Origin of the sequence: Bradyrhizobium sp. dw_78, assembly GCF_018449525.1 — a bacterium.
GTDB lineage: Bacteria > Pseudomonadota > Alphaproteobacteria > Rhizobiales > Xanthobacteraceae > Bradyrhizobium.
In genome coordinates, this window is sequence record NZ_JAAVUS010000001.1 from 417,723 (window position 1) to 443,361 (window position 25,639).

Consider the following 25,639-nt stretch of genomic DNA (forward strand, 5'->3'; position numbering starts at 1 on the left):
GCAAGCGGTTGCCGGTGTATCCGGGTCCAGTTCATAACGACCTTCTGGGGCCACATCCAAGCACCGGTTGACTTGGATCGGCACTGATACACATCGTCCGGCATTGAATAAATAATGCGAGTGGCCAAGATGTCGTCCAACGAAACCTTCCTTAACGATGGTGAGACCATTTTCCCCGCAGCCCTGCTCGATGCCGCGGCAGCCGCGCTCGCGGCCGCGAAGAACAAAGGCTTTCGTCTCGCTACCGCTGAAACCGTCACCGCAGGTCTTGTCAGCGCCTGCCTGACATCGGTATCGGGTGCGTCGCAGATTTTCGACCGCGGCTATGTACTTTATCATGAGTCCGCGAAAGCCACCGGTCTTGGCGTCGCGGCGGATGTCTCGGCGAAACATGGCGCGGTCAGCGCGGAGGTGACAGAGGGGCTCGCGGAAGGCCTGTTGTCGAATTCCGGAGCGGCCGTCACCGTCGCGATCACGGGCTATGCCGGCCCCGGCGGCGGCAATGCCAAGAATCCCGTGGGCACGATCTTCATTGCGGCGGCGCGCAACGGCAAGCCGCTGCTGGCGGAGCGCCATGTATTTTCCGGCAGCCGTGATAATGTGCGGCTGGAAGCGGTGGCGGCGGCCATTCGCCTGATGCATAAACAAATCGACGCATGAATCGCACACCGCTCGTTTTGCTGACGGGGTTTCTCGGTTCCGGCAAGACGACGTTGTTGAACGGACTGCTGGCGACGCCGGCGTTTCGCGACACCGCAGTGGTGATCAACGAAGCTGGCGACATCGGTCTCGATCACCTGCTGGTGGAGCAGGGGTCCGATGCGGTGGCGGTGCTGGCGGGCGGCTGTCTGTGCTGCCGCACCAAGGGGGCCCTGACGCCCGCGCTGGCAAATTTGTTGCGTCGAAACCGCGATGAGAACAAGGCTCCGTTCGCGCGAATTATCGTCGAGACCAGCGGGCTGTCCGACCCGTCGGCGCTGCTCGAAGATCTGATCGCCGACGTGTTCTTCAATCGCTATTTTGCGTTCTCGGGCATCGTCACCGTCGTCGATGTGCGCACCTTCGCCGGCACGGTAACGGAGCATATGGAGGCGCGAATGCAGGTCGCACTGGCCGACCGGCTGATGCTGACCAAGACCGATCTGGTATCGGCTGTTGAAACGGCGGCGGTCCAGCAATGGCTGGCCGATATCAATCCCCATGCGCCGCAGGTGATCGTATCGCCCGGCTCGGTGACGATGGCGGCGTTCTGGCCGGAACTGCTCGACCTGCCGCAAGCGCTCATGACAAAAGTAAATGTGGTGCGATCAGCGGAGCCGACGCCGATCGCAACCGCTTCACTGGCATTCAGCGGCGTCATTGAACAGGACGCGCTGGAGGGGTGGCTCGATCACACCGTCAATCTGCTTGGGCCGATGCTGCTGCGGATGAAGGCGATGCTCGATATCGAACACGTGCAGGGACCGACCGTGCTGCATCTGGTACAGGGTTTGTTGCACCGGCCGGTCGATCTCAAGGCGTGGCCGGCCGCGGATCGCCAGAACCGCATCGTGCTGATCGGCCGCGAGGTCGAGGAGCAGATATTGGTGGATGCGCTGGCGCGGCTGGCAACAACGGTCAGGCGAACAGCGATGACACCGAGCGCTCCTCGCTGATCCGCAGGATCGCCTCGCCGATCAGCGGGGCCACCGAGACGCGGCGGATTTTTGCCGACGGCGCGATCATATCCTCGATACTGTCGGTGACGGTCAGCGAGCTCAGCCGTGACTGGCTGATCTTGTCCTTGGCGCCTCCGGAAAGCACGCCGTGCGAGGCATAGGCGCAGACTTGCGTGGCGCCCTGGCCGAGCAGCGCGTCGGCGGCATTGCAGAGGGTGCCGCCGGAATCGACGATATCGTCGATCAGGATACAGGCCTTGCCTTCGACCTCGCCGATCACGTTCATCACTTCCGAGACCCCCGCTTTGGGGCGGCGCTTGTCGATGATCGCCAGCGGCGAGCCGATCCGCTGCGCCAGCTGCCTGGCGCGAACCACGCCGCCAATATCCGGCGACACCACGACGCTGCCTTCCGGATCGAAGCGTTCGGCGATGTCGCGCGCGAACAGCGGCGCCGCGATCAGATTATCGGTGGGGATGTCGAAGAAGCCCTGAATCTGGCCGGCATGCAGATCTAGGGTCAGGATGCGGTTGGCGCCGGCCACGGCCAGCAGATTGGCCACCAGCTTTGCCGAGATCGGGGTGCGCGGCCCGGTCTTGCGATCCTGCCGGGCGTAGCCGAAATACGGGATCACCGCGGTGATGCGGCGCGCCGAGCCCCGGCGCAGCGCGTCGATGCAAATCAGCAATTCCATCAAATTGTCGTTCGTGGGAAACGCCGTCGGCTGCACCACGAAGACATCTTCGCCGCGAACGTTTTCCAGAATCTCGACGTAAATCTCGGAATCGGCGAAGCGCCGCACCTCGGCATTGACGGTCGGCAGATGGAGATAGGCACTGATGCTGGTGGCGAGACTGCGATTACCGTTACAAGCTAGAATCATCATGCGCGGGGGCCTCTTCGCGGATGCGCATAACTTATTTGGGTCCAGGCCACGGTCTCAGCGCCAGTGAATTGGCAGTTCATGGAACCAGTCGCCGACTGGTACCATCAACGCATCATGTCGCGGACCTTGGGAAACGCGGGGGGGCCGCCTAGCCTCGGTTCAAGATTGACCGAGGAGGATCTCATGGCAATTGCGCTCAAGGGAAATATGGGTATCGTGCCCGCGCTCGATATCGACTCTCCCGAACATCTCGAACTGGTGATGCGCGAAACCTCGAAGCGCGAAGGCGTCGCCGGCTACAAGCTCGGTCTCACCTCGGTGCTGCGGTTCGGCCTGCGGGAATCGGTTCGCCGCCTGCGCGACCTCACCGATCTGCCGATCATCTACGATCACCAAAAGGCCGGCCCCGATATGCCGGACATGGCGGTGAAATACACCGCGCTGTGCAAGGAAGCCGATGTCGATGGCCTGATCCTGTTTCCGGTGGCCGGGCCGACCGCGGTGGACGGCTTTGTCGGCGAAGCGGTTCGGGCCGGCTTGATTCCGCTGGTCGGTGGTGAAATCCCGGTGCCGGATTATGGCGTCTCCGGCGGTGGCTACATGATCGACGATGCGCTCGACCGCATTCTGGTCCGTGCCGTCCATAACAAGGCCGATCATTTCGTGTTGCCGGCCCATGACCCCGTCAAGATCGCGCGCTGGTCGAAATGGATCGCCGCCAACGTGACATCGCCGCTGGTGCTGCTCACCGGCTTCGGCGCACTCGGCGGCAGCATCGAAACCTCCTTCGCGGCGGCGTCGGCGTGCAAGCGCCGTTTCGCCATCGTCGGACGTCTGATTACCGGCAGCAAGACGCCGGGCGATGCCGCTGCGCATTTGTATGAGCAGATGCAGGCGGTCAAGACCGCCGCCTGAGCATGACACCCGTGCTCGCCAGGCTGCGGCTGACGCCCTTCATTGATGGCGCCTTTCAGGAGGCGGGCCGCGCGGTCGACACTGTGCTCGATCCCGCGACCGGGGAGACGGTCGCCAGCGTCACGGCGGCGCGTCCCGAACAGGTCGTGAAGGCGATCGGCGCCGCACGGCGCGCCTTCGACGAGGGCGACTGGCCGCGGATGCCGGTCTATGAGCGTGGCCAGGTGCTGCGCGCCATCGCCGACGGCATCATGGCGCGGTCGGAAGATCTGGCGCTGCTGGAGTCGGTCAACGGCGGCAAGCCGATCTCGGGCGCATGCCGCGAGGTTGCCGGCGCGGCCCGCGTCTTCAATTATTACGCCGGCGCGATGGACAAGTTTTTCGGCGACACCATTCCGGTGTCCGAAAGCCTGCTCAATTTCACGCTGCGCGAGCCGCTCGGCGTGGTCGCCCAGATCACGCCGTGGAATTTTCCGTTGCTGGCCGCTGCCTGGAAACTTGCGCCGGCGCTTGCCGCAGGTTGCGCCTGCCTGCTGAAGCCCTCGCCGCTGACGCCGCTTTCGACGCTGATGCTGGCCGAGATCATTGCCGATTGTGGTGTGCCGGCAGGTATCGTCAACATCCTGCCCGGCGGCGCCGAGATCGGCCAGTTGCTGGCCGAGCACGAGGCGATCGACGGCATATCTTTCACGGGATCGACGGCCGTGGGCACCGCGGTGATGCGCGCCGCGGCCGGCAGCATCAAGAGCGTGGCGCTGGAGCTCGGCGGTAAGAACGCCTGCATCGTGTTTGACGATGCCGATATCGAGAAGGCGGCGAAGAGCGCTGTCGGCGCCGCCTTCGGCAATGCCGGTCAGTCCTGTTCGGCCCGCTCGCGGATGCTGGTGCAGAAATCCGCCGTGGCGGCGTTCACGCAGGCGCTGGTCGATGAACTCGCAAAGTTGCGGCTTGGTTCGCCGCTCGATCCGGCGACCACGCTGGGCCCGCTGATCTCGGCGCCGCATTGGGAGCGCGTCGACAGCAGCGTTCGCGCCGCGGAAAGGGGTGGCGCCAGACTTGTTACGGGCGGTGCCCGGCCTGCCGAACTGAAGAAGGGTAATTTCTATTTGCCCACCGTGTTCGGCGATGTCTCGCCGGAATTGCCGATCTACCGCGACGAGATCTTCGGCCCGGTCTGCAGCATCACGCCGTTCGCCACCGAAGCGCAGGCGATCCGCATGGCCAACGCCTCGGCCTACGGCCTCAACGGCTCGGTGTGGTCGCGTGATATCGGCCGGGCATTGCGGGTGGCGAAAGCCGTGCGCACCGGCATGATCGCGGTCAACGGATTGCCGAGTGCCAGTTCCACCAGTCTTTTTGCGCCGTTCGGTGGTTACAAGCGTTCCGGATTGGGACGCGAACTCGGGATGAACGCATTGGCGTTTTATACCGAGGTGAAAACCGTGACGGTGGACCTTACATAGAGCGTTCTCGAGCGAAAGCCTGCCCAGGACCTGATCCGGGGTGGATACCGCTTCGCGGGAAGGAAACGCGTCAAAGCAGGAATTTGAAGCTTGGGTTCTGATTCAATCGGAGCCGAAGGCTTAGAAGGACGATGCGTCGTCCGAAGCCCTCAATCCGGGGACACGTGGACGGGACATGGGGCCAGTTCTGCTGGACCCATGGATTGAACGGCTTTTGGAGCTTCGCCTTGGTTTCGGCCCTGCTAGCCTTCCAACTCGAATAAGAAGGACTTCCTGGATGCTGACTGCAATTGTCGGTGGTACCTTGATTGACGGACTGGGCGGCGACCCGATCCGCTCCGGCATTGTCGTCATCGAGGACGGGAGAATAGTTGCGTCGGGTTCCGAGGCAAATGTAGCAATTCCTGCTGGCGCCAAGCGCCTTGACGCGTCGGGCCGCACTATTTTGCCGGGCTTCATTGACTGCCACGTCCACGGCACTTATCGCGCCCGTGACATGCGCCAGCATCTGCTCAACACGCCGACCTATAATGTTCTGCGCTCGATCGACATCTTTCGCGAGACGCTGGCCTGCGGCATCACCACCGCGCGCGACATGGGCGGCGCCGACGCCGGCTTCCGCACCGCGATCGACGAGGGGCTGATCGATGGGCCGCGCCTGTTGATCTCGCTCGGCATGATTTCGCAGACCGGCGGCCATGGCGACTACTGGGTGCCGGCCGACATGCGAATTCAGAAACGTGCCTGGTTGCCGAATACCGTGGCCGACGGCGTCGAGGAAATTCGCCGGGTGGTGCGCGAACTTTTGATGCGCGGCGCAGACTTTATTAAAATCTGCGCGACCGGCGGCATCACCTCGATTACCGACTCCTGGGACGAGCCGCAGTTCACCGTCGATGAAATCCGCACTGCGGTCGAGGAGGCCGCGGCCAAGAGGCGCCCTGTGGCGGTTCATGCCGAAGGCATCGACGGCATCCGCAACGCCGTGAAGGCCGGCATCCACTCGCTGGAACACGGCTGGTTCCTCGATGAGGAAGCCGCCGACACGATGATCGAGATGAAAACCTGGTGGGTTCCGACGCTGGCGCTGGTGCCGCTCTCGATGAAGAAGCGCGGCGACGACAAGTCCTGGGCCGGACATCAGATGGGCCAGGAAGACGTCAAGGACAGGCAGATCTACAATTTGATGCAGGACCAGATCCCGATCTGGAAGGACGCGGTGCGCCGCGGCGTCAAGGTCGCCATGGGCACCGACCAGTCGCACCGCCTGCTGGTCGGCGAGAACATGGTCGAGCTGGAGTTCATGGTAGACTGGCTCGGCATGACGCCGATGGAGGTGATCGTCGCCTCCACCAGCAAGGCCGCCGAATGCATCGAGCGCCCGGAACTCGGCGTGCTCGCCGCGGGCAAGGTCGCCGACATCCTTGTGGTGGATGGCGATCCGCTCGACGATATCCGCGTGATGCAGAAGCGCGAGTGCCTTCACCTCATCATGAAAGCCGGCAAGGCATTCACCAACAAACTATCCTCTTAAGGTTCAAAGGAACGGTCCGATGAAACTCAATCGCTTTATGATCCGGCCGCTGGTGGAGCAGGCGCTGCGCGAAGAGCTCGGCCCCGGCGACACCACCGGCGGCTTCCTGGTCGGAGAAGATCCGATCCAGACGGCGCAGATCTACGCCAAGGGCCACGGCATCGTCTGCGGCCTGCTATTGGCCGACGAGACCATCAAGCAGATCGATCCCGATGCGCGGATCGACTATGCGGTGCAGGATGGCGACGTGGTCAGTCCCGGCACCGTGCTGCTGCGAATCCAGGCGCGTGCCTCGACGTTCTTCATCATCGAGCGCAACTCGCTCGACTGGTTGCAGCAGATGTCGGGCATCGCCACCAAGACCCGGCGTTATGTCGACCTGGTCAAGCATACCAAGGTGCGCCTCACCGACACCCGCAAGGGCTGGCCCGGCCTGCGCATGATCATGAAATATGCGGTTCGCGTCGGCGGCGCCCACAATCATATCTTCAGCCTCGCCAACTGCATCCTGGTCAAGGACAATCACATCAAGATCGCGGGCTCCATCACCAATGCGATCGAGACGCTCCGCGCCACCGCGCAGCACACCTTCAAGATCGAGGTGGAATGCGAGACCATGGAAATGGTCGAGGAGGCGCTGTCCTGCGGTGTCGAGATCATCATGTTCGACAACATGGATATCGACGAGATGCGCGCCGGCCTGAAGCTGGTCAATGGCCGCGCCATCACCGAAGCCTCCGGCGGCATCAACGAACAGACCATCGTGCCGATCGCTGAAACCGGCGTCGATATCATCTCGGTCGGCGATCTCACGCACTCGATCAAGGCGCTCGATATCAGTCTCGACGTCAAGGACATCAAGCCGAGCGCGCATCGTACGATCAAGCGTTTGAAAGAGGCGACGCAATAACGCCGGGGGGCGCTCGAACTTTCAGCCCTGAAAGGCTTCATGATCGGTTCTGCGACCAGGATGGAAGTTGAGCGGAAAAACGACATGCGCGAAGCATTTGCGCATGTCGATAGCTGGGTATTCGATCTCGACGACACCCTTTATCCCCGCTCGGTGGGCATCCATCGACGGCTGAAAGAACGCGTCGTACTGTTCATCGCCGACCACATGAAGATCGATCTGGTGGCTGCCGAAGCCGTCCATCTCGATTATTACGAACGCTACGGTGCGACCTTGCAGGGATTGGTCGAACTGCACGGCGTCGCCCCGCGAGCGTTTCTGGATTTCATTCATGATATCGATCTGTCGGCCTTGGTGCCGGACGAAGAGTTGATCGCGGCCCTTCGCGCGCTGCCGGGCAGGCGGGTGATTTTCACCAACGCATCACGTGGTCACGCAGCCGCCGCCTTGAATGCCATGGGCATGGCTGATCTGTTCGATGCGATCGGCAGCATCGAAGACAGTGATTTTGTCGGCAAGCCGCATCTCAGCGCTTTTTCCGGCTTCTTCAGTACGCATGGCATCGATCCCCGTACATCGGCGATGTTCGACGATCGCGTCGGAAATCTTCTCGTGCCGCATGAGCAGAGCATGAAGACCGTGCTGGTGGCGGAGCCTGCTATCCGTGACGTCGATGCGTTCGAGGCACCGGACCACGTCGACGCGGTGATTTCGAATCTGACGGCTTTCTTACGCGATATCATGGGGCGGAACGAGCGATTGCGATGATTGGATGCACTCGCTGCATTTCAGAGAATGCGGATCAATTAATGGGCAAAAGCTGCCTCAGTTTTGCTCTTGAGATGACCGGCTTATCGCAGATCGAGAGGCGGTATCTCATCGGAGCTCATGAGAACGCGGCTGTCGTGCCGCATAGTGGTGGTAATGAAATCGGTTATGGCGCGAATTCTCGGCACGGCTTGCAAGTCTTGATGCACCACGAGCCACCAGTCGCGCACCAGATTGATTTCAGCCGGCAAGACACGGATCAGACCTGGGCGCCGGGCCGCCATGAAGTGGGGCAGCATCGCCAATCCGGCGCCGGCGCACGTCGCTTCATATTGCGAAACGAGGCTGGTGCTGGTGAATCGAACCTTGGGTTCTTTGACGACATCCGGAAGCCAGCGAACGTGCGGCACGAATACGAGTTCGTCGACATATGTAATGAAGGTGTGATCTTCCAGCGCGGCAATACTCGCCGGGTGCCCATTAGCATCGAGATAGGCTTGAGCCGCGTAGAGCCCGACGGCGAACTGCGAAGCCTTGCGAACCATCAGCCGGCCGTGCTGCGGCCGCACCATATTCAATGATACATCGGCTTCGCGTTCCGAGAGATTGACGATGTGCTGGGATGACACGAGTTCGACGGAAAGCCGCGGATGTTGACCGATGAACTGACTGAGACGCGGTGCGAGATAGAAACTTCCGAACCCTTCCATTGTCGATATGCGCACCACTCCGACCAGATCGCGCGCTGCATCGGTTGCACCGCGCGTGATCTCCTTGCTCAGGCCTTCCATTCCAGTGGCGACGGCGACGATCCGTTCGCCATCATTGGTGAGCTGCAGCGATCTGCCGTTCTTGACGAACAGACGAATGCCAAGGGCTTGCTGCAGGGCGGCCAGACGACGCCTGACCGTTGTCACGTCGATGCCCAAGCGGGCCGCGGCCGCGGTAGCATTTTTCTCACGTGCGACCTCCAGCAGAGTCTGGAGATCGGTCCATTCAAGATCGCTCGGCCGATGCTTCATATGATCCGGGAGTAGGATATTTCGGGCGTAAACGCCCTAATAACGGGCAAAACGTCCTGTTTACAAGCGAAAATGCATGTTTCATCTTTGCGGGAGGCGGGCAACCACCGTCTGGTGAATTTGAATTCAGAAGGCGAAAGACCGGGATCATGAGCAGTGTGCCGACCAAACGCGAAAACCCGATGCAGTTCGATGGCGTAATGCTGAGTCCGCAAAAGGAAGTCGTTCGTAAATTCTACAAGGACATGTGGGATCACGGTGACATCAAGCTGGTACCGGAAATCTTCCACGACGATTTCACGTTTCGCGGATCACTTGGGCCGGTGTTGATCGGACACGCGCAATTCTCCGATTATGTCCTCTGGGTCAGGAACTCGCTTGAAAACTATACAAGCGACATCATCAGCATGGTCGAGGAGAACGACCAGGTGATGGGCAAGCTGCATTTTCACGGCGTCCACCGGCAGCCATTGTTCGGCTGTGCGCCGACCGGCCAAGATGTCGGCTGGGATGGCGTGCCTATCTTCACATTCGACGGCGGAAAGGTGCGCGATCTCTGGGTTCTCGGAGATATTTACGGACTGCTCAGCCGGATGCAGGGGGATCTGGTCAAGCGCCCTGAGTTCGCCGCCAAATGACGACGTCGACAGGAGAACGATTTTTGGCGCGATGCGCCGTTTTGCAAGGCGCGCTCAACGTAAAAAGGCACGCTCAACGTGAATTCACGCCCGAGATCGCGCGGAGGGAGTCTCTTGCTAAATGACTTCACGCGTCTCGCGGCCGGTTGCGAAAATGCCGGCGAGGCAGAATGACGCATTTGCGTGCTGCGCATCCGGTCCGGGAAATTCTGGCGATCAATTTTGATAATTATAACGCTTAGTTGGCCCCGTAATTGCTAGGTGGGTGCTGACCTAACTCGGAGAGAGAAATGAAGTACGTTGCACTGAGCGCGTGTGTTGCACTGGCAGTTGCGTCTATCACCCCGGCGGCTGCGGCCGATGAGCAAATCAAGGTCGGGATCGTTCAGGCAACGTCAGGCGGCTCGGCTGCCCTTTACGGTACAATGGGAAAGAACGCTGCTCTTTTGGCCATCGATGAAATCAATGGCTCGGGGATGCTTGGTGCGTCCAAGCTGGTGCCGATTTACGAAGACGACGCGGGTGACCGCGGGCAGGCGGTCAATATCTTTCAGCGCCTGATCTTCCAGGAAAAGGTCAGTGTGATCTTCGGCCCCACGCTGGCGACGAGCGCCTTCGCTGCGGACCCGATCGCCCAGAAGGCGCAGGTGCTCGTGATTGCAAATTCGAACACGGCGCCGGGAATTACGGCGATGGGCGATTTTATCTTCAGAACGAGTCCGCCCGAAGCGGGCGTGTTTCCCGGGGTGCTGCGCTACGCTAAGAAGAAATTCAACCTCAAGACCGCTGCACAGATCTACGGCATCGACGACACGCTGATGAAAACGGCCTACGGTGTGCATAAGAAGGCGCTGGAAGACGAGGGTATCAAGATTGTCGACACCGAAACCTTCCAGAAGGGCGATGTCGATTACTCTGCGCAGCTGACCAAAATCAAGGGCGCCAACCCGGACGCCATCGTGATCGGCGGCCTCGCGGAGGAAAGTGCGAATATTGTACGTCAGGCCCGGCAGCTTGGAATTCCGCAGTCGGTCCCGATCATGGGCGCTGTTGCTTCGATCTCGACGAAGATGGCCGAACTCGGCGGCGCGGCAGCCGAAGGCTATCTCGTCGGTTCGACCTGGTACATGTCCTATGATGCCGCCCGCAACAAGTCGTTCGTGGAAGCCTATCGCAAGCGATACAATTCCGATCCGGACTCATTTGCGGCGCAGGGTTATACGGCGGTTTACGCGTTTGCCGATGCTGTGAAGCGGGCGGGTGGTGTCGGAGACGTCAAGAAGCTGAGGGACGCCGTCGCCGCAACAAAGAATCTCGATTCCCCGATGGGTCCGTTCAGCTTCGATACGGATCGGGAACCGGTGATCGATCCCAAAGTTCTTGCTGTGAAAGACGGCAAGTTTACCCCTGTAACGAACGAATAGCAGCGCGGTATGTCGGTCTTCCTCCAGCAGGTGGTCAACGGCATCTCGCTTGGATCGACCTATGCCGTGTTTGCGATGGGCTGCACGCTGATATTCGGCGTGCTGAACATCGTGAACATGGCGCAGGGCGCCTTCTTCATGGGCGGCGCATATTTCGGGCTTGAAGCCGCGCGTCTGGGATTGCCGGCGCCGCTGGCGCTTCTCGTTGCGCTGGTCGGCGGCGGCGTGCTGGGCGTGCTGGCCGAATTGGTGATCTTCCGCACCTTGCGGGTGCGCGGCGGCCATCGCTGGATGGGGCTGGTGGCCAGCCTCGCTCTGGCGCGGATGATGGTGGGCATTGCGCAGGAAATCTTCGGCACGCAGGTCCAGCGTTATCCGGCGAGCACCTTGCTCGACACCGCCTGGGATATCGACGGCGTGCGCATCCAGTTGTTGCAGATCGTGATCCTTGTGGTCTCCATCGTGCTGATGGCGCTGCTGGCGCTGACGTTGCAGCGCAGTTCGACAGGTCGCGCGATCCGTACCGTGGCCTATAGCGAGGATGTCGCGCGCATCGTCGGCGTGCCGGTCGGCCGCACGATCCTGACGACATTCTTCCTGGCCGGCGGCCTGGCCGGCGCAGCCGGCATGTTGCTCGGCAATCTGTTCAACGTGGTGTCGCCTTTCATGGGCGAGCAGATGCTGGTGAAGGGCCTCACCGTCATTATTCTCGGCGGTCTCGGCAACGTGCCGGGGGCGGTCGCGGGCGGCTTCCTGCTCGGTCTCGTCGAGGTTTTCAGCGTCGCCTATGTTTCGTCGTCGTTCCGCGATGCGATCGGCTTCGGACTGATCTTCCTGATCCTGCTCGTCAAGCCCACGGGCCTGTTTTCAAGGTTCGAGGAACGTCGCGCATGAATGCAGCTGTCGCGCAATTCATCGCGAGTTACTCCAACATCATCGATCTGTGCCTGCTCAACTCCCTGATCGCCTATGGTCTGTTCCTTGCGCTCAGCGCCAACATGTTCTCGCTGGCGACCGGCGGCTTCATGGCTCTCGGCGCCTATTCCAGCGTCTATCTCACGATGGAACTGGGTCTGCCATTTGCGCCGGCGGTGCTCGCCGGCGCGATTTGCGGCGCGGCGGCCGCAGCGCTGATCGGTGCGCCGGTGCTGCGGCTGCGCGGCGATTACTTCATGCTGGCGACTTTCGGCTTTACCGAGGTGGTCCGGGTGATCGCGCTGAACTGGGACAGCTTCACCGGCGGCGCACTCGGCATCGTGAGCATTCCGCGCTATACCCAGACGTGGCATCTGGTGCTCGCCTTGATCGTCATGGTCTATGTGGTGCATACGCTGCGCGGCTCCTATTTCGGCCGCGCCATCGCCGCCATCAAGCAGGATGACGTCGTGGCCCAGACCATGGGTGTCAATGTCTTCGCGTACCGGCTCTCGCTGTTCGTCGCCAGCGGCTTCATCTGCGGCATGGCCGGCGCGTTCGCAGCCCATCTCAATTACTTCATCGGTCCCGGCGATTTCGGCCTCGTGCGCAGCGTCGATGCGCTGACCTATCCGATTCTCGGCGGCGTCAACGCGCTGGCCGGTCCTGTCGTCGGCGCCGTGTTCACGACGATTCTTCCCGAGGCGCTGCGCTTCTCCAACCAGTTGCGCGAAATTCTGATGGGAGCGCTGGTGGTGGCGGTCGTGCTGTATCTGCCGGACGGCGCGTTGTCGGTGCTGAAGTTGCGCCGGCGCTCGGGCAAATCGGGGAGCGGCAAAGTCGCAACCGCAACACCGCGGACAAAGCAATGACCGACGGCGAGCTTAAAGTCTGGCAGATCGCGAAACATTTCCAGGGCATCGTGGCGGTGGACAGCGTTTCGTTTTGCGCCAAAGCGGGCCACGTGACCGGCTTGATCGGGCCGAACGGCTCCGGCAAGACCACCACCATGAACATGATCACCGGCCTTTATCCCATCGATGCCGGCCGCATCATGCTGGACGACGAGAATCTGACCGGGGTCGAACCGCATCGGATCGCGGCGCTGGGCGTGGCGCGGACGTTCCAGAATATCAGGCTGCTCGCAGATCAGACGGTGCTGGCGAATGTCATGCTCGGCACCCATCGCAGTCATCGGAAAGGCTTGCCGTCGGTGTTCGCGCGGTTGCCCGGTGTCGCCGCCGAGGAGCGCGCGGCGCAGGCACGATGCCGGACGCTGCTTGAAGAACTGCGGATCGATCGCCTGGCCGACAGCGCTGCGGGTGATCTTTCCTACGGCGACCGGCGCCGTGTCGAGATCGCGCGGGCGCTGGCGTCGCAGCCGCGCTTGCTGCTGCTCGATGAGCCGGCCGCCGGCATGAACCATGCCGAGAAGGGCCGGCTTGGCGATCTCATCCTGCAAATACGTCAATCGGGCATCACCGTGCTGCTGATCGAGCACGACATCGATCTCGTATCCAAAGTGTGCGATCACATCGTGGTGCTGAACTTTGGCCGCGAGATCGCGGAAGGGACGCCCGCCGAGATTCGCCAGAGCCCGGCGGTCATCGAAGCCTATCTGGGACGCGAAGATGCTTGAGGTCCGCAACCTGAAGGCCGGATATGGCGCGGTCGATGTGCTCGAAGGCATTTCGCTGTCGGTGCCGACCGGCGCCTGCGTCTGTCTGATCGGCGCCAACGGCGCCGGCAAGACGACGACGTTGTCGGCGATCTGCGGTCTGGTTCCGGCATCGTCTGGCGAGATCGTGCTGGAAGACAAGGAGATCAGCCGGCTCGCGGTCGACACCATCGTCAGGCGCGGCGTCAGCCTGGTGCCGGAGGGGCGCCGCGTCGTCGCGAATATGAGCGTTGAGGACAATTTGCTGGTCGGCGCCTACACGCGGCGCGACGACCAGGTCGGGGCCGATATCGAAGCTGTCTATCAGCGCTTCGGCCGTTTGCGCGAGCGGCGCAAGCAATATGCCGGATCGATGTCCGGCGGCGAGCAGCAGATGCTGGCGATCGGGCGCGCCCTGATGGCGCGGCCCAAGCTCCTGCTGCTCGACGAGCCGTCGATGGGTCTCGCACCGCAGATCGTCAACGACATCTTCCGGACCATTCGCGAGATCAACGAGACCGGCACCACCGTGCTGCTGGTCGAGCAGAATGCCAAGAAGGCGCTGTCGGTCGCGACCTATGGCTATGTGCTGGAAACCGGCAGGATCAGTTTCGAAGGCAGCGCGAGCGATTTGTTGAAGTCCGCGCAGATCGCCGAAGCCTATCTCGGTGCGCTGTCATGACGAAGCCGGAATAGCACAACGCCGTTTGATCCGGCCGAATGGCTTCAGTTGCGTTTAGCGACAGTGCGAAGGGCTGCGCCCGAACGTCGCAGCTACGATTGATTCGGCCGCATTGCTTCGGGCGTTGCTTGTCGGACTGCACTCGGATTCATCCAGCGATAATGATTGTTTTTCAGCGCCGAAGCGGGTGCCGAACGCGCGTCGCGATGAATGAAAACGCTGCCGTCGTGTCAGTCTCGTTTCTTAAATCAACTGGCCGATAAGGGCTGGACCCACCGTCCCAAGATGTGCTGGCTCTAAAGGTCGTTGCGAAACGACGGTACAAATATTGCATGTAAAATAGCCGTTGAACGTGTTCCGACATGTTCAGATTGTTGGTTCGACCCGCACGGGGAAGCTGAATGCGAACACGACGGGCTGCATTGAAGTTGCTGGGTGTTGGTGCGATCGCATCACCCTCATTGATGTCGGCGTCCTACGCGCAAGCGATGGACAATGTGCAACTGGGCATTCCGGGATCGGTTAGCGACGGCGCTTTCTACGCCAGCATCTACAAGGGTTATTTCAAGCAGCAGAATCTGAATGTGACCTGCACGTCGTTTCAAAACGGCTCGCAGATGGTCGCGCCGCTGGGCGCGGGTCAGGTTGATGTTGCTTCCGGCGCGACGTCGGCGGGCCTTTACAATGCAATCGCGCGTGGCATCGACATCAAGGTCGTTGCCGATAAATCATCGAACATGCCGGGCTATTGCTACATGCCGCTGCTGGTTCGAAAGGACTATGTGGACTCCGGCCGTTACAAGACTTTCGCGGACCTGAAAGGGTTTCGCATCGCCGAGGCCGGCAAGGGTGGCGCGCCCGGTTCGACGCTGAACGAGGCCTTGAAAGCCGGAGGCCTGAAATACGACGACGTCAGTCACATCTATAACATGCCTTACCCGGACATGGCGGCCGCGCTGCTAAATCATGCAGTGGATGCCGCCATTGTCATCGAGCCTTCGGCAACGCGCGCCTTGATGCTGGGCGCGGCGGTTCGTTATCCGTCCGACATGTTCTATCCGAAGCAGAATGTGTCGCCGCTGCTCTACAGCGGAAAATTCATCAAGGAGCGCCCGGATGTCGCCCGGCGCTTCATGATTGCCTATCTGCAAGGCGTTCGCTTTTACAACGGGGCCTGCAAGGATGGTCGGCTGGCCGGGCCGAACGCCGACGAATTGATCGAAATGCTGATCAAGGAAACCAACGTCAAGGATCCCGCGATCTATCACGCGGTGTCGCCCAACGGAGTCGATCCGGACGGCCGCCTGAATCTCGAAAGCCTGAACAAGGATCTGGCCTTTTACAAGGATCTCAAGCTCGTCTCCGATTCCGTCACGGTCACCGATGCGGTCGATACGTCTTTCGTCGAGGCCGCCCTCTCGGTGCTCGGCCCTTATACCGCGGGCCGGTAATACGCTTTGAGGTCGGCTCCGATGGACGCGCCCCCGAAAATTTCGCTGGACGGATTGAGCAAGACGTTCGCGTCGCGATCAGGCCTGGTCACCGCACTGGACAACGTCTCTCTCAATATCGCTCCCGGCACGTTCTGCGTCGTGGTCGGCCCTTCGGGCTGTGGCAAGACGACGCTGCTGCGGATCGTCGCCGGGCTTGAGGAGAGAACGTCGGGAAATTTCAGCATCAGGCGCGACGATCGCAGCAGGCCGCTCAACGCGATGGTTTTCCAGGGCGACTCCATCTTTCCGTGGATGAATGTCTGGGACAACGCCGCCTATGGTCTGAAGCTGCGCGGTGTCAGCGCGCCGCAGATCCGCGAAATCGTGTCGCATTATCTGGATCGCACCGGCCTGCGCCGCTTTGCGGAATATTATCCCCATCAGCTTTCTGGCGGCATGCGGCAGCGGGTGTCGATCGCGCGCGCCTTCGCCAACGATCCTGAAGTTCTTTTCATGGACGAGCCATTTTCGGCGCTTGATGAACAGAACAAGCTGCTGTTGCAGGAAGAACTGCTGCGGATCTGGGAAGAGCACAAGAAGACCGTGATCTTCATTACCCACAGCGTCGACGAAGCGGTCACCCTCGGCGACAAGATCGTGATTATGACGGCGAGCCCGGGACGCATCAAGGCGGTCGTCGATGTTAACCTGCCGCGTCCGCGAAACATTCTGGAACTGCGGCGGGATCGCGAGTTTGGTGAACTGGTGTTTCAGATATGGGGCTACCTGCGGACCGAAGTGGACGCCGCCCGGGCGCAGGTCAATTAAACGATGAAGCCGCTGCTGGAACGCCACGGGGACCGGCTGATCGGCGTCCTCTCGCCCATCCTCCTGCTGATCGTGTGGGAACTGCTGGTTCGTTTTCACTGGATCAGCGCGCAGTTTTTTCCGGCACCGTCGAGCATCGCGGTGACGTTTGTGAAGCTCGCCCGCACCGGCGATTTGTGGCTTAACGTCGGCGTCAGCCTGCGCCGCCTGCTTTTGGGATTCATCATCGGCGGCGTGCCGGGCCTGCTGCTCGGAATCGTCATGGGGCTATCGCGGCCGATCCGGCTGTTCATCGAGCCGCTGATCGCCTCGACTTACCCGATACCGAAAAGCGCGCTGCTGCCGCTCGTGCTGCTGATTTTTGGCCTTGGCGAGAGTTCGAAAATCGCCATGGTTGCGATGGGCGTGTTCTATCCGGTCATCATGAATACTGTGACCGGCGTCCTGCAGATTTCGAAAATCTACTTCGATGTCGGAACGAATTTCGGCGCCGGCCGGTGGAAGACCTTCCGGACCATCGCGCTTCCCGGCGCTGCGCCTTTCATCATCACCGGCGTGAAACTCGGGATCGGCATGGGGCTGATATTGATCTCGATCGCCGAGATGGTCGGGGCCGACAGCGGCCTCGGCTACATGATCTGGAATGCCTGGCAGTTGATGGACGTGGAAACGATGTATGTCGGCCTGTTCATGATCGCCTTCCTCGGCTTCGTCTTCACGCTTCTGCTCGATGAGATCGAGCGCTGGCTTCTTCCCTGGCGAGCGGCGTAACCGTTCGCGTCTTGCTCAACCTGAATGAACTCAAGGAAAAATAAAATGGGCTGCATGGACCTTAGACAATGGATTGATCTTCTCGATCGCGAAGGGGAGGTGCGGCGCATCAAGGCCGAGGTCAACTGGGACCGCGAAATCGGCACGATCTCCAGGAAAGTCCTCGAGCGAGAGGGGCCAGCGCTTCTGTTCGAGAACATCAAGGATTACGCCTCGGCGCGTGGCCGCAAGGTCTTCTCGGGCGGTATCGGAACCCGCAAGCGGCTCGCGCTCGCGCTGGGCTTTCCGAAAGACGCCACCAACAGCGAGATCGTTCAATATGTGATGCGAAAGAACACCGAACGCATTCCGCCCGTTCTGGTGCCGACCGGTCCGGTCAAGGAAAATATCCTGCGCGGCGACGAGATCGATCTTCTCGAATTCCCGGTGCCGAAGTGGCACTATCTCGAAGGCGGACGCTACATCAACACCTATGCCTGCATCGTCACGCGCGATCCGGACACCCGCGTCCAGAACGTCGGCATCTACCGGGGAATGGTGGGCAAGAAGAACTCCATCCCAACGCTCTTGATCAAGGGCGGTCAGCATTGGGGCCAGCATTTCGCGAAATATGCGGAGCGGGGCGAGAAGATGCCGGTGGCCTGCGTGATCGGCTGGGACCCGATCATGGGCTTTCTGGCGGGCAGTCCGTTGCCGGCCGGCGTGTGCGAGTTCGACGTCCTTGGCGCCTATCGCGACGAGCCGGTGCCGGTCGTCAAATGCGAGACCGTCGATCTCGAAGTCCCGGCCAGCGCGGAGATCGTCATCGAGGGGTTCATCGATCCGGACCCCGCGAGTTACGAGACCGAAGGGCCGTTCGCGGAATTTACCGGCTACGTATCCGACCTTCCGACGCCACGGCCGACGATCGCCGTCACCTGCGTCACCCATCGCAACGATCCGATCCTGCGCGGGACGCAGGAAGGCAACATGCCGGGATCCTACAGCGAAAATGCCGTCATTTCCTCCGCGCAGCGCGCCGGTATCGCCTGGAACATCCTGAAGGCGGCCGGTATTCCCGGCGTGCTCGACGTCTATGCGGACCCGGTCACCTGCGGCATCAACATCTACATCAAGATCAAGAAGCAGTATCAGGGGCAGCCCAAGCAGATCGCCGCGGCGTTGTGGGGGAACAGCGCGGGGCAGGGCCGCTACAAGCATGTGTTCGTGTTCGAGCACGACATCGACGTGACCTCCTACCAGCAGATGGATTGGTCGATCGCCTACCGGGTCAATGCCGGTCACGGCGGCATCGTCATCTTCCCGGAGACGTTCGGCCACGCGCTCGATCCCAGCACCCCGCTGGAAGAACGCGATGTCGAGCAACTCGGCTCCGGCACCTGGAACCGGGTGCTGATCGATGCGACGCGCAACTGGACTTTCAAGCGCCGTCCGGAATGGAATAACGAGCGATTTCCGCCGACCGTGGTCCCCTCTTCGGAAGACGAGAAACTCGTGCTGGATCGCTGGGCGGAATATGGGCTCGGCTAGCGTTTTTCGGTTCTGATTCAATCAGAACCGAAGTTCGCCGGACGACAAGGGTTGATGGCGAATGAAGCCGTGTCAAAATCGCCGGGAGCGCAGGTCTGCGTAAGCAGAGGATGCGCTCTTGGCGTCGTCCCACGAGATGCCGCCCAGCCGGTCAGCGATTGCCCGACAAAGCAGTTGCCTTTGCAGGCGTCTTCAACGGGAAGATAAATCCGCGGCTGTCTGCATGAGAAATGGAAGGGCAGCCGCGGCAAAACCCTCCGGGTTGTCTTCGAGGACCATATGTCCTGCGCCGGCAATCTCCACGCCAGATCCGGTCGCGATGGCCTGAATCATCCGGTTCGCGCACTCCGATGTCACCAGATCGGATTCGCCGGCGCGAACCACCAGCGTCGGACATTTGATCGCGGCAAGGGCGTCCCAGGATCGCTGCGGGCTGTCGGGTTTGAGCGGAAAGATCGCCGGATCTATTCTCCAGCGATACGTCCCGCCGGATTCCTCCAGGGCCCACTCAAGGCGCGTCGCGATGCTGGAGTCCGATGCGCGACGATGCAGTGTTCGCAGATAGTTGCGTGCCTCCTTACGTGACGAAAACGACGACGGCATTTCGGATGTCTCGCGCGCGATGCGCTGCAAGCCGATCGGATCGAGTTCGGGGGCGCTGTCGACGATGACCAGCGCGGTGACCCGCTCGGGGTAGCGGGCGGCGAAATTGATCGCATTGGTGCCGCCCATCGAATGCCCGATGATGGCGAACCGATGCAGGCCCAGCGCGTCAGCTATCGCCAGCATGTCGGCGACGTAGCTGTCGGTATCGTAGCGGCCGTCGGCGGCCCAATCCGAGCCTCCCCGTCCGCGCTGATCCGGCGCGATCAGACGGAAATGACGGGAGGCAGGTATGGCAAAATCGTCGAACCAGTGACCATAGGCGCGCAGGCCATGCAGCATCATGACGGCCGGCGCGGCTTCATGGCCCCACATGACGCATCGCAGTTTCAGCGTGTCGTTATGAAGCGAAAGGATTTTCGATGCCACGGGTCTACCCCGCCGGCGGAGGGAAGCGTACGGGGGTTCGCGCGTAACCGACCTTGAGTTCGATCTCGTAGCCATCGGGGTCGCGAATATAGACGGACGTTCCGAAGCCGCGGGCGCCGTAGACCTCCATCGGTCCCATGAATGGCGGATACCCTTTCGCTTTCAGGTATTCCACCAGCTCATCGAGGTCTGCTTCCACACTGAGACAGAGATGCTCGATGCCGCGCGATTGCGGCGGCGGCAGCGTTTCGCCGGCCTTCAGCCCGATCAGATCGATCAGGTTATTGCCGCAGCGGACCTGGTGCAGACCGATCTTGTCGAAGATGCGCTCGACGCGCAGGCCCAGGACATCGTTGTAGAACGTAACCGTGCGCTCGACGCTGGTGACGCGGAATACCACGTGATCGATGCCTACAAAGCGCGCCGGTATGGTCATGTGAAGCTGCTCCCTCATCATCAAAATCATGCCGTGCCGGCTGTTAGAAATAATGATGATCTGGACGCAAGGTCAGGTTTTCTGAAGCAGGGAGGGTCGGTCAGCTGGAACCTGTCGTGCAGCTTCAGGAAAACTGACGCAGCAGGCAGCCGATCCGAATTGCGACGCAAGCCATGCTTGTCTCTAATTCGCTGGAGCGCTCCTGCCGCGCGTAATGCACCCGCGAGTTCCCTTTTGGCCGTGACTTCCCCGAGATCGGACGATCCGCCAGCGGACATCGCGCTGTGCGATTTTGCCGTGAATTTGCGTTTCGAGGATTTGTCCCCAGAAGTCGTTGCGCAGGCCAAGCTGTCGATTCTAGACACGTTAGGGGTGGCGTTCGTCGGTGCGCGGTTCGGCGAGGGGGCCGAGACCATGCTGTCTTACGCGCGGCTATTCCAAAGCCGGGGCGTATCGACGGTGTGGTCGACCGGGGAACGCTGCGAACCGGCCTTGGCGGCCCTCGTCAACGCGGTCCATACCCGAGGTCTGGATTACGACGACATTATTCCCTTTCCCCAAATCCATGTTTCCGTTCACGTGGTCCCGGCCGTGCTCGCGGTTGCCGAATACGTCCCGGAGCCGATCAGCGGGCGCGATCTGATCGTCGCCGTGACGATCGGCTGCGAAATCCAGTCACGCCTTGCCCGCGCGATCGCTCCGTTCTTCGGGGCGGGCCTGCCGACACTGCTGTCCAGTCAGATCTTTGGATATTTCAGCGCGGCGCTGGCTTGCGGCCGCTTGCTTCGGCTTGACGGGAGCAAGATGCGAAACGCGCTCGGTCTTGCGCTGATGCACGCGGCTGGAACCGAGGAAATGGTCGTGCATGCCGCCCAGAGCATGGGGAAATCGCTTTATGCCGGCTTCAGCAACCAGGGGGGATTGCAGAGCGCCCTGATGGCGGCGTGCGGGGTGACGGCGGAAGGGCGGCCGCTTACCGGTTCGGCCGGATTGTTTCAGGCCTATTATGGCGGCCGCTACGATCGCGCCGGATTGGCGGACCGTCTCGGTTCCGAATTCGCTTCGCTCAACCGTTGCTTCAAGACCGCCCCCGGCACGCTTGTCGGACATTCATTCGCGGAAGCCGCGTCGAATTTGGTCCGCGAGCACGGACTCAGGCCGGACGATATTTCCGAAGTCATTCTTCATGTCGGAAGCTGGGGGCAGGCGATGTGCGAGCCGCTCGATATCCGCCAGCATCCGCCCAGCGCATCGGCAGCCATGAACAGCATCCCATTCGTCGTGGCAAAGACCATCGCCAATGGCCGCGTTCGGCTGGAAGATTTTCAGACGCCGGGCAGGTTGCAGCCCGAAGCCTTGCAGGTGGCGGCGCGGACGAGCTACCGGCTTTCGCCTGATCTGTCGAAGCCCGGAAGCCTCGAAGAGGGAATCGTCGAAATTGTCACGGCGGACCAGCGGCGTTTACGAAACGTGGTGCGTCTGCCGATGGGACATCCGGAACGGCCGCTGTCGGCCGAGCAGGGGATTGCGAAGTTTCGCCGGAATGTCGCGTTGTCGGCACGTGGGCTTTCCCCGGAGCGGGGCGAGGAGTTTGCCGGGCGCGTCATGACGGCCGAACAGGAGCTCGACATCCGCGCTTTGCCGGCTCTTTTTGCACAAGGCACGAACGGAGTTGCCGCATGATTCCCAATATCGATGAATTGATCCAGAACGATCTGATCCATCGCTCAGTATATACCGATCCCAAGATCTTCGATCTGGAGATGGAATACATCTTCAACAAATGCTGGGTATATGTCGGTCATGTCGCGGAGATTCCCGAGCCGGGCGACTACAAGACGACGTTCATCGGGCGCAACCCCGTCATTCTTTCAAGGCTTTCCGACGGTGAGATCACGCTGCTCATCAACCGCTGCCGTCACCGCGGCCCCATCGTTTGTCAGCACGAATACGGCAACAGCAAGCATTTCCGCTGCCCGTATCATTCATGGACCTACGACAATTCCGGAAAGCTGGTCGGCGTGCCGATGCCGCAAGGTTACGGGTCAACCTTCGACCGGGACAGGCTGGGCCTGGCGAAGGTGGCGCGCGTGGCCCAATATCAGGGCTTCGTCTTCGGCTGCATGACGGAAGATGGGCCGTCGCTGGAGGAATATCTCGGCGGCATCACGCGCTTTCTCGACGCCTATGCCGCGGTTTCGGCCTCGGGGAAAATCGAGCTGTTCGAGGGAGTCCAGAAGTGCGGCTATAACGGCAACTGGAAATACCAGCTTGAGAACGGGGTCGATCCGTACCACGTCGGCGCGCTCCACCTGAGCGCGGTGACGCCAGAAGCGATGAAAATCTACCGGCAGGGCGTCGGCTGCGTGATCGCGATGGACGGTCATGGCGTCACCGACCATACGGATTGGGGGCCGATGCCGGCTGACGCCGGCCTTTCCGGGGGCTTCAACCTGGTGATCTTTCCGAACCTGATCGTGCTGCGCAGTCAGATCAGGACGGTGCGGCCGATCGCCGTCGACCGGACCGAAATCTACACCAATGTCGTTCGGCTTTCCGGCGTTCCGGAAGAAGTCAATATCAAGCGCATGCGCGACCAGGAGCTGGAGTTCGGCGCCGCCGGCACGTTCTTTACCGACGATCTCGAAATCTTCGAGCGTACGCAGGAAGGTCTACAGAGCGGCGCCGTGGAATGGCTGGTTTTCGCCCGCGGGCTGGACCGCGAAGAGGTCAAGGGCGGCTATATGACCGGCGCGATGTCGGACGAGACGCAGCACCGCGGCATGTATCAAAACTGGAAGCGCCATATGATGGCGGCCGCCTCGTCGCTTATGGCTGCCGAGTAATCCATGAGCATATCCCGAAGCCAAGTCGAAGACTTCCTGTACATGGAAGCGCGCCTGCTCGACAGCCAGATGTTCGAGCAGTGGATGGACCTCTTCTCCGACGACGCCGTTTACTGGGTGCCGGCCGGACGCGACGATATCGACCCGTCACGCCACGTCTCGATCATCCATGACGACAAGGAGTCGATGGCCAAAAGGGTGAAACGCCTGCGGTCCGGGTTTGCCTTCGCGCAGGACCCGGCGTCGCGCGTTCACCGGCTGATATCCAATGTGAGGATTCTCTCCGAGGATCAAGCCAGTGGCGCGCTCGAAGTGACCTGCATGATGCTGCTGGTCGAACTGGCACGCAAGCGGCAGACCGTCCATACCGCGTTCTGCGAATTTTCGTTCGATACCCGCAAGGACCCGTGGTCCATCCGGCGCAAGAAAGTCAACCTGCTGCGGAACGGCGAAGTGCTGGAGAGCACGCCGTTCCTGATCTGAGGTACGCGATGACAGAGCCCAACGGCAAGGCCGAAGCCTGGTATGTCACAAACGAGTTTGCGCAGGTCAAGCTGACGATCGACAGGTCCGGGAACGATCCGAGGCTTTGCATCGAGGATCTGTCCTCCGATCTCCGCATCTATCTTGATGCTTTCATGCTCGCGAGCCTGACGACGGCGACGGAGCAGGAGCTTGCTCGCTACATGGATCCCAATCCAAGGGCAGACGACGTGTGCTGACATGAACTGGACTGGCGTCGATACCGCGCAGGGCCACGGTTCGCTCCTGATCAGCGGGGCCCGCGTTCTCGATCCGTACGGGGAATTGCACCGGCCGCCGGTAACGGACATTCTCGTGGAGCAGGGCAGGATCGTCGCGCTCGGAGGGGAGGCGCATGCGCGCGGTCGTTCGGCGCAGCCGTTCGATGCGCGCGGCCATCTCATCACGCCAGGCTTCGTCAACGCGCATTGTCATTCGCACGATATGCTGCTGCGTGGCCTGTTCGAGCAGAAATCTCTCGAGTCCTGGGGGATGATCGCATTTCCGTTCAACTGGCCATCGCGTGGTGCGGAAGAGATCGCGCTTCGGACCCGCGCGCATGGCATCGAATGCCTGCTCGGCGGAATGACGACCATCCAGGACATGGTCACCCTGGTGGACTTCAAGCAGGAACATGCCGAGGCGGTCGTTGACGCGTATTCGCAGACCGGGATCGAGGCGGTGATCGCGCCGCAATTCAGCGATCTGCCCGGCGTGGCCGGGATTCCATTTGCGGAAGAATGCTTCTCCGCGTCCGAACTGGCCGCATTGGGAGGCGGTGTCGATTTCGAGCCCGTTGCGGAGAAGTTGAAGTCCATCTTCAAGCACGTTTCCGCGCCGCGGCTCTCTTGGGCGCTTGGTCCCGTGCAGCTGCAGATATGTTCGGACGATGCTCTGCGGTGGACGGCGGACCATTCGGCGGAGACCGGCCTGCGGATCTATACGCATCTCTATGAGACCCGGAGCGAGGCCGTCCTGGCGCGCCACAGCCTGGCTGCGGACAGCGGTTCGGCGGTACGGCGGCTGGCGCGTCTCGGTATTGCGGGCGCGCGGCTGACGATCGCGCATGGGGTCTGGATCGCGCCGGACGAAATCCGGCAGCTGGCCGAGGCCGGCGTCGGGCTGGCCGCAAATACCGTGACCAATCTCAAGCTGATGAACGGGTTCGCGCCGATCCGCGGATATTCCGACGAAGGGATGACGATCGGCCTCGGCTGCGACAATAGCAGCGCCAGTGACGCACAGAACATCTTTCAGGCGATGAAGACTTTCGCGTTGATCCGGGCCATGCAGTCGGCCGCCGATGATGAATCCGCGGCATCCGAGGCTTTCCGGGCCGCGACCGTAGGAGGAGCACGCCTGCTGGGCTTGCAGGATGAGGTGGGGCGCATCGCGCCGGGCTATCGGGCCAACCTGGCTTTTATCGATGTCCGCGGTCCGGCGTGGCGGCCGTTCAACAGCGCGGTGCGTCAACTCGTCTATGGCGAGCCTGGGAGCGGCGTTTCGCATGTCATGGTCAGAGGGACGTGGGTCGTCAAGGAGAGAAAATCCGCGCTGGTCGACGAAGCGTCGCTTTGCAGAGAGCTTGATCAAACCCGCGACCGGATGCAGCGCGATCTTGAAGACGTCTGGCGCAAGGCCGCCGGGTTCGGGAGAGGATATGCCGCGGTCGCGCGGCGTGTCGCTGACGAGCCGCTGGGATTCGATGCAAGGTCTTTGAAGCCGCCGGCGAATTGACGCGGGACCGTTGCCGTGGCGATTCGCATATG

Annotated in this window: 26 protein-coding genes; 22 read left to right on the forward strand and 4 right to left on the reverse strand. The window is 61.3% G+C overall.

Annotation, left to right across the window (positions count from 1 at the left end):
* Nucleotides 1-129: 129 nt before the first annotated feature.
* Both HB630_RS01915 and HB630_RS01920 read left to right on the forward strand, forming a co-directional pair.
* Nucleotides 130-660 carry a CinA family protein gene (locus HB630_RS01915; RefSeq protein WP_213769709.1) on the forward strand — a complete coding sequence of 177 codons (531 nt, stop codon included), beginning with the start codon at nt 130-132 and terminating at the stop codon, nt 658-660.
* Nucleotides 657-1,655: a GTP-binding protein gene (locus HB630_RS01920; protein ID WP_213769710.1), complete on the forward strand. Its 999-nt coding sequence runs from the start codon at nt 657-659 to the stop codon at nt 1,653-1,655. Before HB630_RS01915 ends, HB630_RS01920 begins: the two co-directional genes overlap by 4 nt.
* On the opposite strand, the gene HB630_RS01925 is transcribed toward HB630_RS01920, so the two are convergent.
* Nucleotides 1,618-2,544 (reverse strand): ribose-phosphate pyrophosphokinase, encoded by a 927-nt coding sequence (locus tag HB630_RS01925; RefSeq protein ID WP_213769712.1) that lies wholly within the window; start codon nt 2,542-2,544, stop codon nt 1,618-1,620. The genes HB630_RS01920 and HB630_RS01925 overlap by 38 nt on opposite strands.
* 183 nt (nt 2,545-2,727) lie before the next feature.
* Between HB630_RS01925 and HB630_RS01930 the strand changes: the two genes are divergently transcribed.
* The 5 genes from HB630_RS01930 (at nt 2,728) to HB630_RS01950 (ending at nt 8,134) form a co-directional block, all read left to right on the forward strand.
* A complete protein-coding gene (locus tag HB630_RS01930; protein WP_213769713.1) occupies nt 2,728-3,459 on the forward strand; it encodes an orotidine 5'-phosphate decarboxylase / HUMPS family protein in 732 nt (243 codons plus the stop codon).
* 2 nt (nt 3,460-3,461) lie between these two features.
* Complete coding sequence (locus tag HB630_RS01935; protein WP_213769714.1) at nt 3,462-4,922, forward strand: aldehyde dehydrogenase family protein; 1,461 nt, start codon at nt 3,462-3,464, stop codon at nt 4,920-4,922.
* A gap of 277 nt (nt 4,923-5,199) precedes the next feature.
* A complete protein-coding gene (locus HB630_RS01940; RefSeq protein ID WP_213769715.1) occupies nt 5,200-6,456 on the forward strand; it encodes an amidohydrolase family protein in 1,257 nt (418 codons plus the stop codon).
* Between the two features lie 19 nt (nt 6,457-6,475).
* A complete protein-coding gene (nadC, locus tag HB630_RS01945) occupies nt 6,476-7,366 on the forward strand; it encodes a carboxylating nicotinate-nucleotide diphosphorylase (protein ID WP_213769716.1) in 891 nt (296 codons plus the stop codon).
* 84 nt (nt 7,367-7,450) lie between these two features.
* Complete coding sequence (locus tag HB630_RS01950; protein WP_213769717.1) at nt 7,451-8,134, forward strand: pyrimidine 5'-nucleotidase; 684 nt, start codon at nt 7,451-7,453, stop codon at nt 8,132-8,134.
* 83 nt (nt 8,135-8,217) lie between these two features.
* Here the strand turns inward: HB630_RS01950 and HB630_RS01955 are convergent, their stop codons facing one another.
* Nucleotides 8,218-9,156 (reverse strand): LysR family transcriptional regulator, encoded by a 939-nt coding sequence (locus tag HB630_RS01955; RefSeq protein ID WP_213769719.1) that lies wholly within the window; start codon nt 9,154-9,156, stop codon nt 8,218-8,220.
* Nucleotides 9,157-9,305: 149 nt separating this feature from the next.
* Between HB630_RS01955 and HB630_RS01960 the strand changes: the two genes are divergently transcribed.
* The 10 genes from HB630_RS01960 to HB630_RS02005 all read left to right on the forward strand — a co-directional run bounded on the left by HB630_RS01960 (nt 9,306) and on the right by HB630_RS02005 (nt 19,034).
* On the forward strand, nt 9,306-9,794 hold the full coding sequence (locus HB630_RS01960) for an ester cyclase (protein WP_249780598.1): 489 nt from the start codon (nt 9,306-9,308) through the stop codon (nt 9,792-9,794).
* 290 nt (nt 9,795-10,084) lie between these two features.
* Entirely contained in the window at nt 10,085-11,218 is a 1,134-nt protein-coding gene (locus HB630_RS01965; protein WP_213769720.1) for an ABC transporter substrate-binding protein, read from the forward strand.
* 9 nt (nt 11,219-11,227) lie between these two features.
* Nucleotides 11,228-12,112 carry a branched-chain amino acid ABC transporter permease gene (locus HB630_RS01970; RefSeq protein ID WP_213769722.1) on the forward strand — a complete coding sequence of 295 codons (885 nt, stop codon included), beginning with the start codon at nt 11,228-11,230 and terminating at the stop codon, nt 12,110-12,112.
* A complete protein-coding gene (locus tag HB630_RS01975) occupies nt 12,109-13,005 on the forward strand; it encodes a branched-chain amino acid ABC transporter permease (protein WP_213769724.1) in 897 nt (298 codons plus the stop codon). Before HB630_RS01970 ends, HB630_RS01975 begins: the two co-directional genes overlap by 4 nt.
* Nucleotides 13,002-13,772, forward strand: a complete 771-nt coding sequence (locus HB630_RS01980; RefSeq protein ID WP_213769725.1) for an ABC transporter ATP-binding protein — start codon at nt 13,002-13,004, stop codon at nt 13,770-13,772. Before HB630_RS01975 ends, HB630_RS01980 begins: the two co-directional genes overlap by 4 nt.
* Entirely contained in the window at nt 13,765-14,472 is a 708-nt protein-coding gene (locus HB630_RS01985) for an ABC transporter ATP-binding protein (RefSeq protein WP_213769727.1), read from the forward strand. The genes HB630_RS01980 and HB630_RS01985 overlap by 8 nt, the downstream gene beginning before the upstream one ends.
* Before the next feature lie 401 nt (nt 14,473-14,873).
* Nucleotides 14,874-15,923 carry an ABC transporter substrate-binding protein gene (locus tag HB630_RS01990; RefSeq protein WP_213769729.1) on the forward strand — a complete coding sequence of 350 codons (1,050 nt, stop codon included), beginning with the start codon at nt 14,874-14,876 and terminating at the stop codon, nt 15,921-15,923.
* Between the two features lie 21 nt (nt 15,924-15,944).
* Entirely contained in the window at nt 15,945-16,733 is a 789-nt protein-coding gene (locus HB630_RS01995; protein WP_213769730.1) for an ABC transporter ATP-binding protein, read from the forward strand.
* 3 nt (nt 16,734-16,736) lie between these two features.
* Entirely contained in the window at nt 16,737-17,504 is a 768-nt protein-coding gene (locus HB630_RS02000; RefSeq protein ID WP_213769732.1) for an ABC transporter permease, read from the forward strand.
* A 45-nt stretch (nt 17,505-17,549) separates the two neighbouring features.
* Nucleotides 17,550-19,034: a UbiD family decarboxylase gene (locus tag HB630_RS02005; protein ID WP_213769733.1), complete on the forward strand. Its 1,485-nt coding sequence runs from the start codon at nt 17,550-17,552 to the stop codon at nt 19,032-19,034.
* Between the two features lie 192 nt (nt 19,035-19,226).
* Here HB630_RS02005 and HB630_RS02010 read toward each other — a convergent pair whose 3' ends face one another.
* Together HB630_RS02010 and HB630_RS02015 are read right to left on the reverse strand one after the other, a co-directional pair.
* Nucleotides 19,227-20,066 carry an alpha/beta hydrolase gene (locus HB630_RS02010; RefSeq protein ID WP_213769734.1) on the reverse strand — a complete coding sequence of 280 codons (840 nt, stop codon included), beginning with the start codon at nt 20,064-20,066 and terminating at the stop codon, nt 19,227-19,229.
* A gap of 4 nt (nt 20,067-20,070) precedes the next feature.
* A complete protein-coding gene (locus HB630_RS02015) occupies nt 20,071-20,502 on the reverse strand; it encodes a VOC family protein (protein ID WP_213769735.1) in 432 nt (143 codons plus the stop codon).
* Nucleotides 20,503-20,742: 240 nt separating this feature from the next.
* Between HB630_RS02015 and HB630_RS02020 the strand changes: the two genes are divergently transcribed.
* The 5 genes from HB630_RS02020 to HB630_RS02040 are packed head-to-tail and all read left to right on the forward strand — an operon-like array spanning nt 20,743 to nt 25,607.
* On the forward strand, nt 20,743-22,185 hold the full coding sequence (locus HB630_RS02020; protein ID WP_346656039.1) for an MmgE/PrpD family protein: 1,443 nt from the start codon (nt 20,743-20,745) through the stop codon (nt 22,183-22,185).
* Nucleotides 22,182-23,348 (forward strand): aromatic ring-hydroxylating dioxygenase subunit alpha, encoded by a 1,167-nt coding sequence (locus tag HB630_RS02025; RefSeq protein ID WP_213769737.1) that lies wholly within the window; start codon nt 22,182-22,184, stop codon nt 23,346-23,348. Before HB630_RS02020 ends, HB630_RS02025 begins: the two co-directional genes overlap by 4 nt.
* Nucleotides 23,349-23,351: 3 nt before the next feature.
* Nucleotides 23,352-23,831, forward strand: a complete 480-nt coding sequence (locus tag HB630_RS02030) for an aromatic-ring-hydroxylating dioxygenase subunit beta (RefSeq protein WP_213769738.1) — start codon at nt 23,352-23,354, stop codon at nt 23,829-23,831.
* Between the two features lie 8 nt (nt 23,832-23,839).
* Entirely contained in the window at nt 23,840-24,070 is a 231-nt protein-coding gene (locus HB630_RS02035; RefSeq protein ID WP_213769739.1) for a hypothetical protein, read from the forward strand.
* A 1-nt stretch (nt 24,071) separates the two neighbouring features.
* Nucleotides 24,072-25,607: an amidohydrolase family protein gene (locus HB630_RS02040; RefSeq protein ID WP_213769740.1), complete on the forward strand. Its 1,536-nt coding sequence runs from the start codon at nt 24,072-24,074 to the stop codon at nt 25,605-25,607.
* Nucleotides 25,608-25,639: the final 32 nt, after the last annotated feature.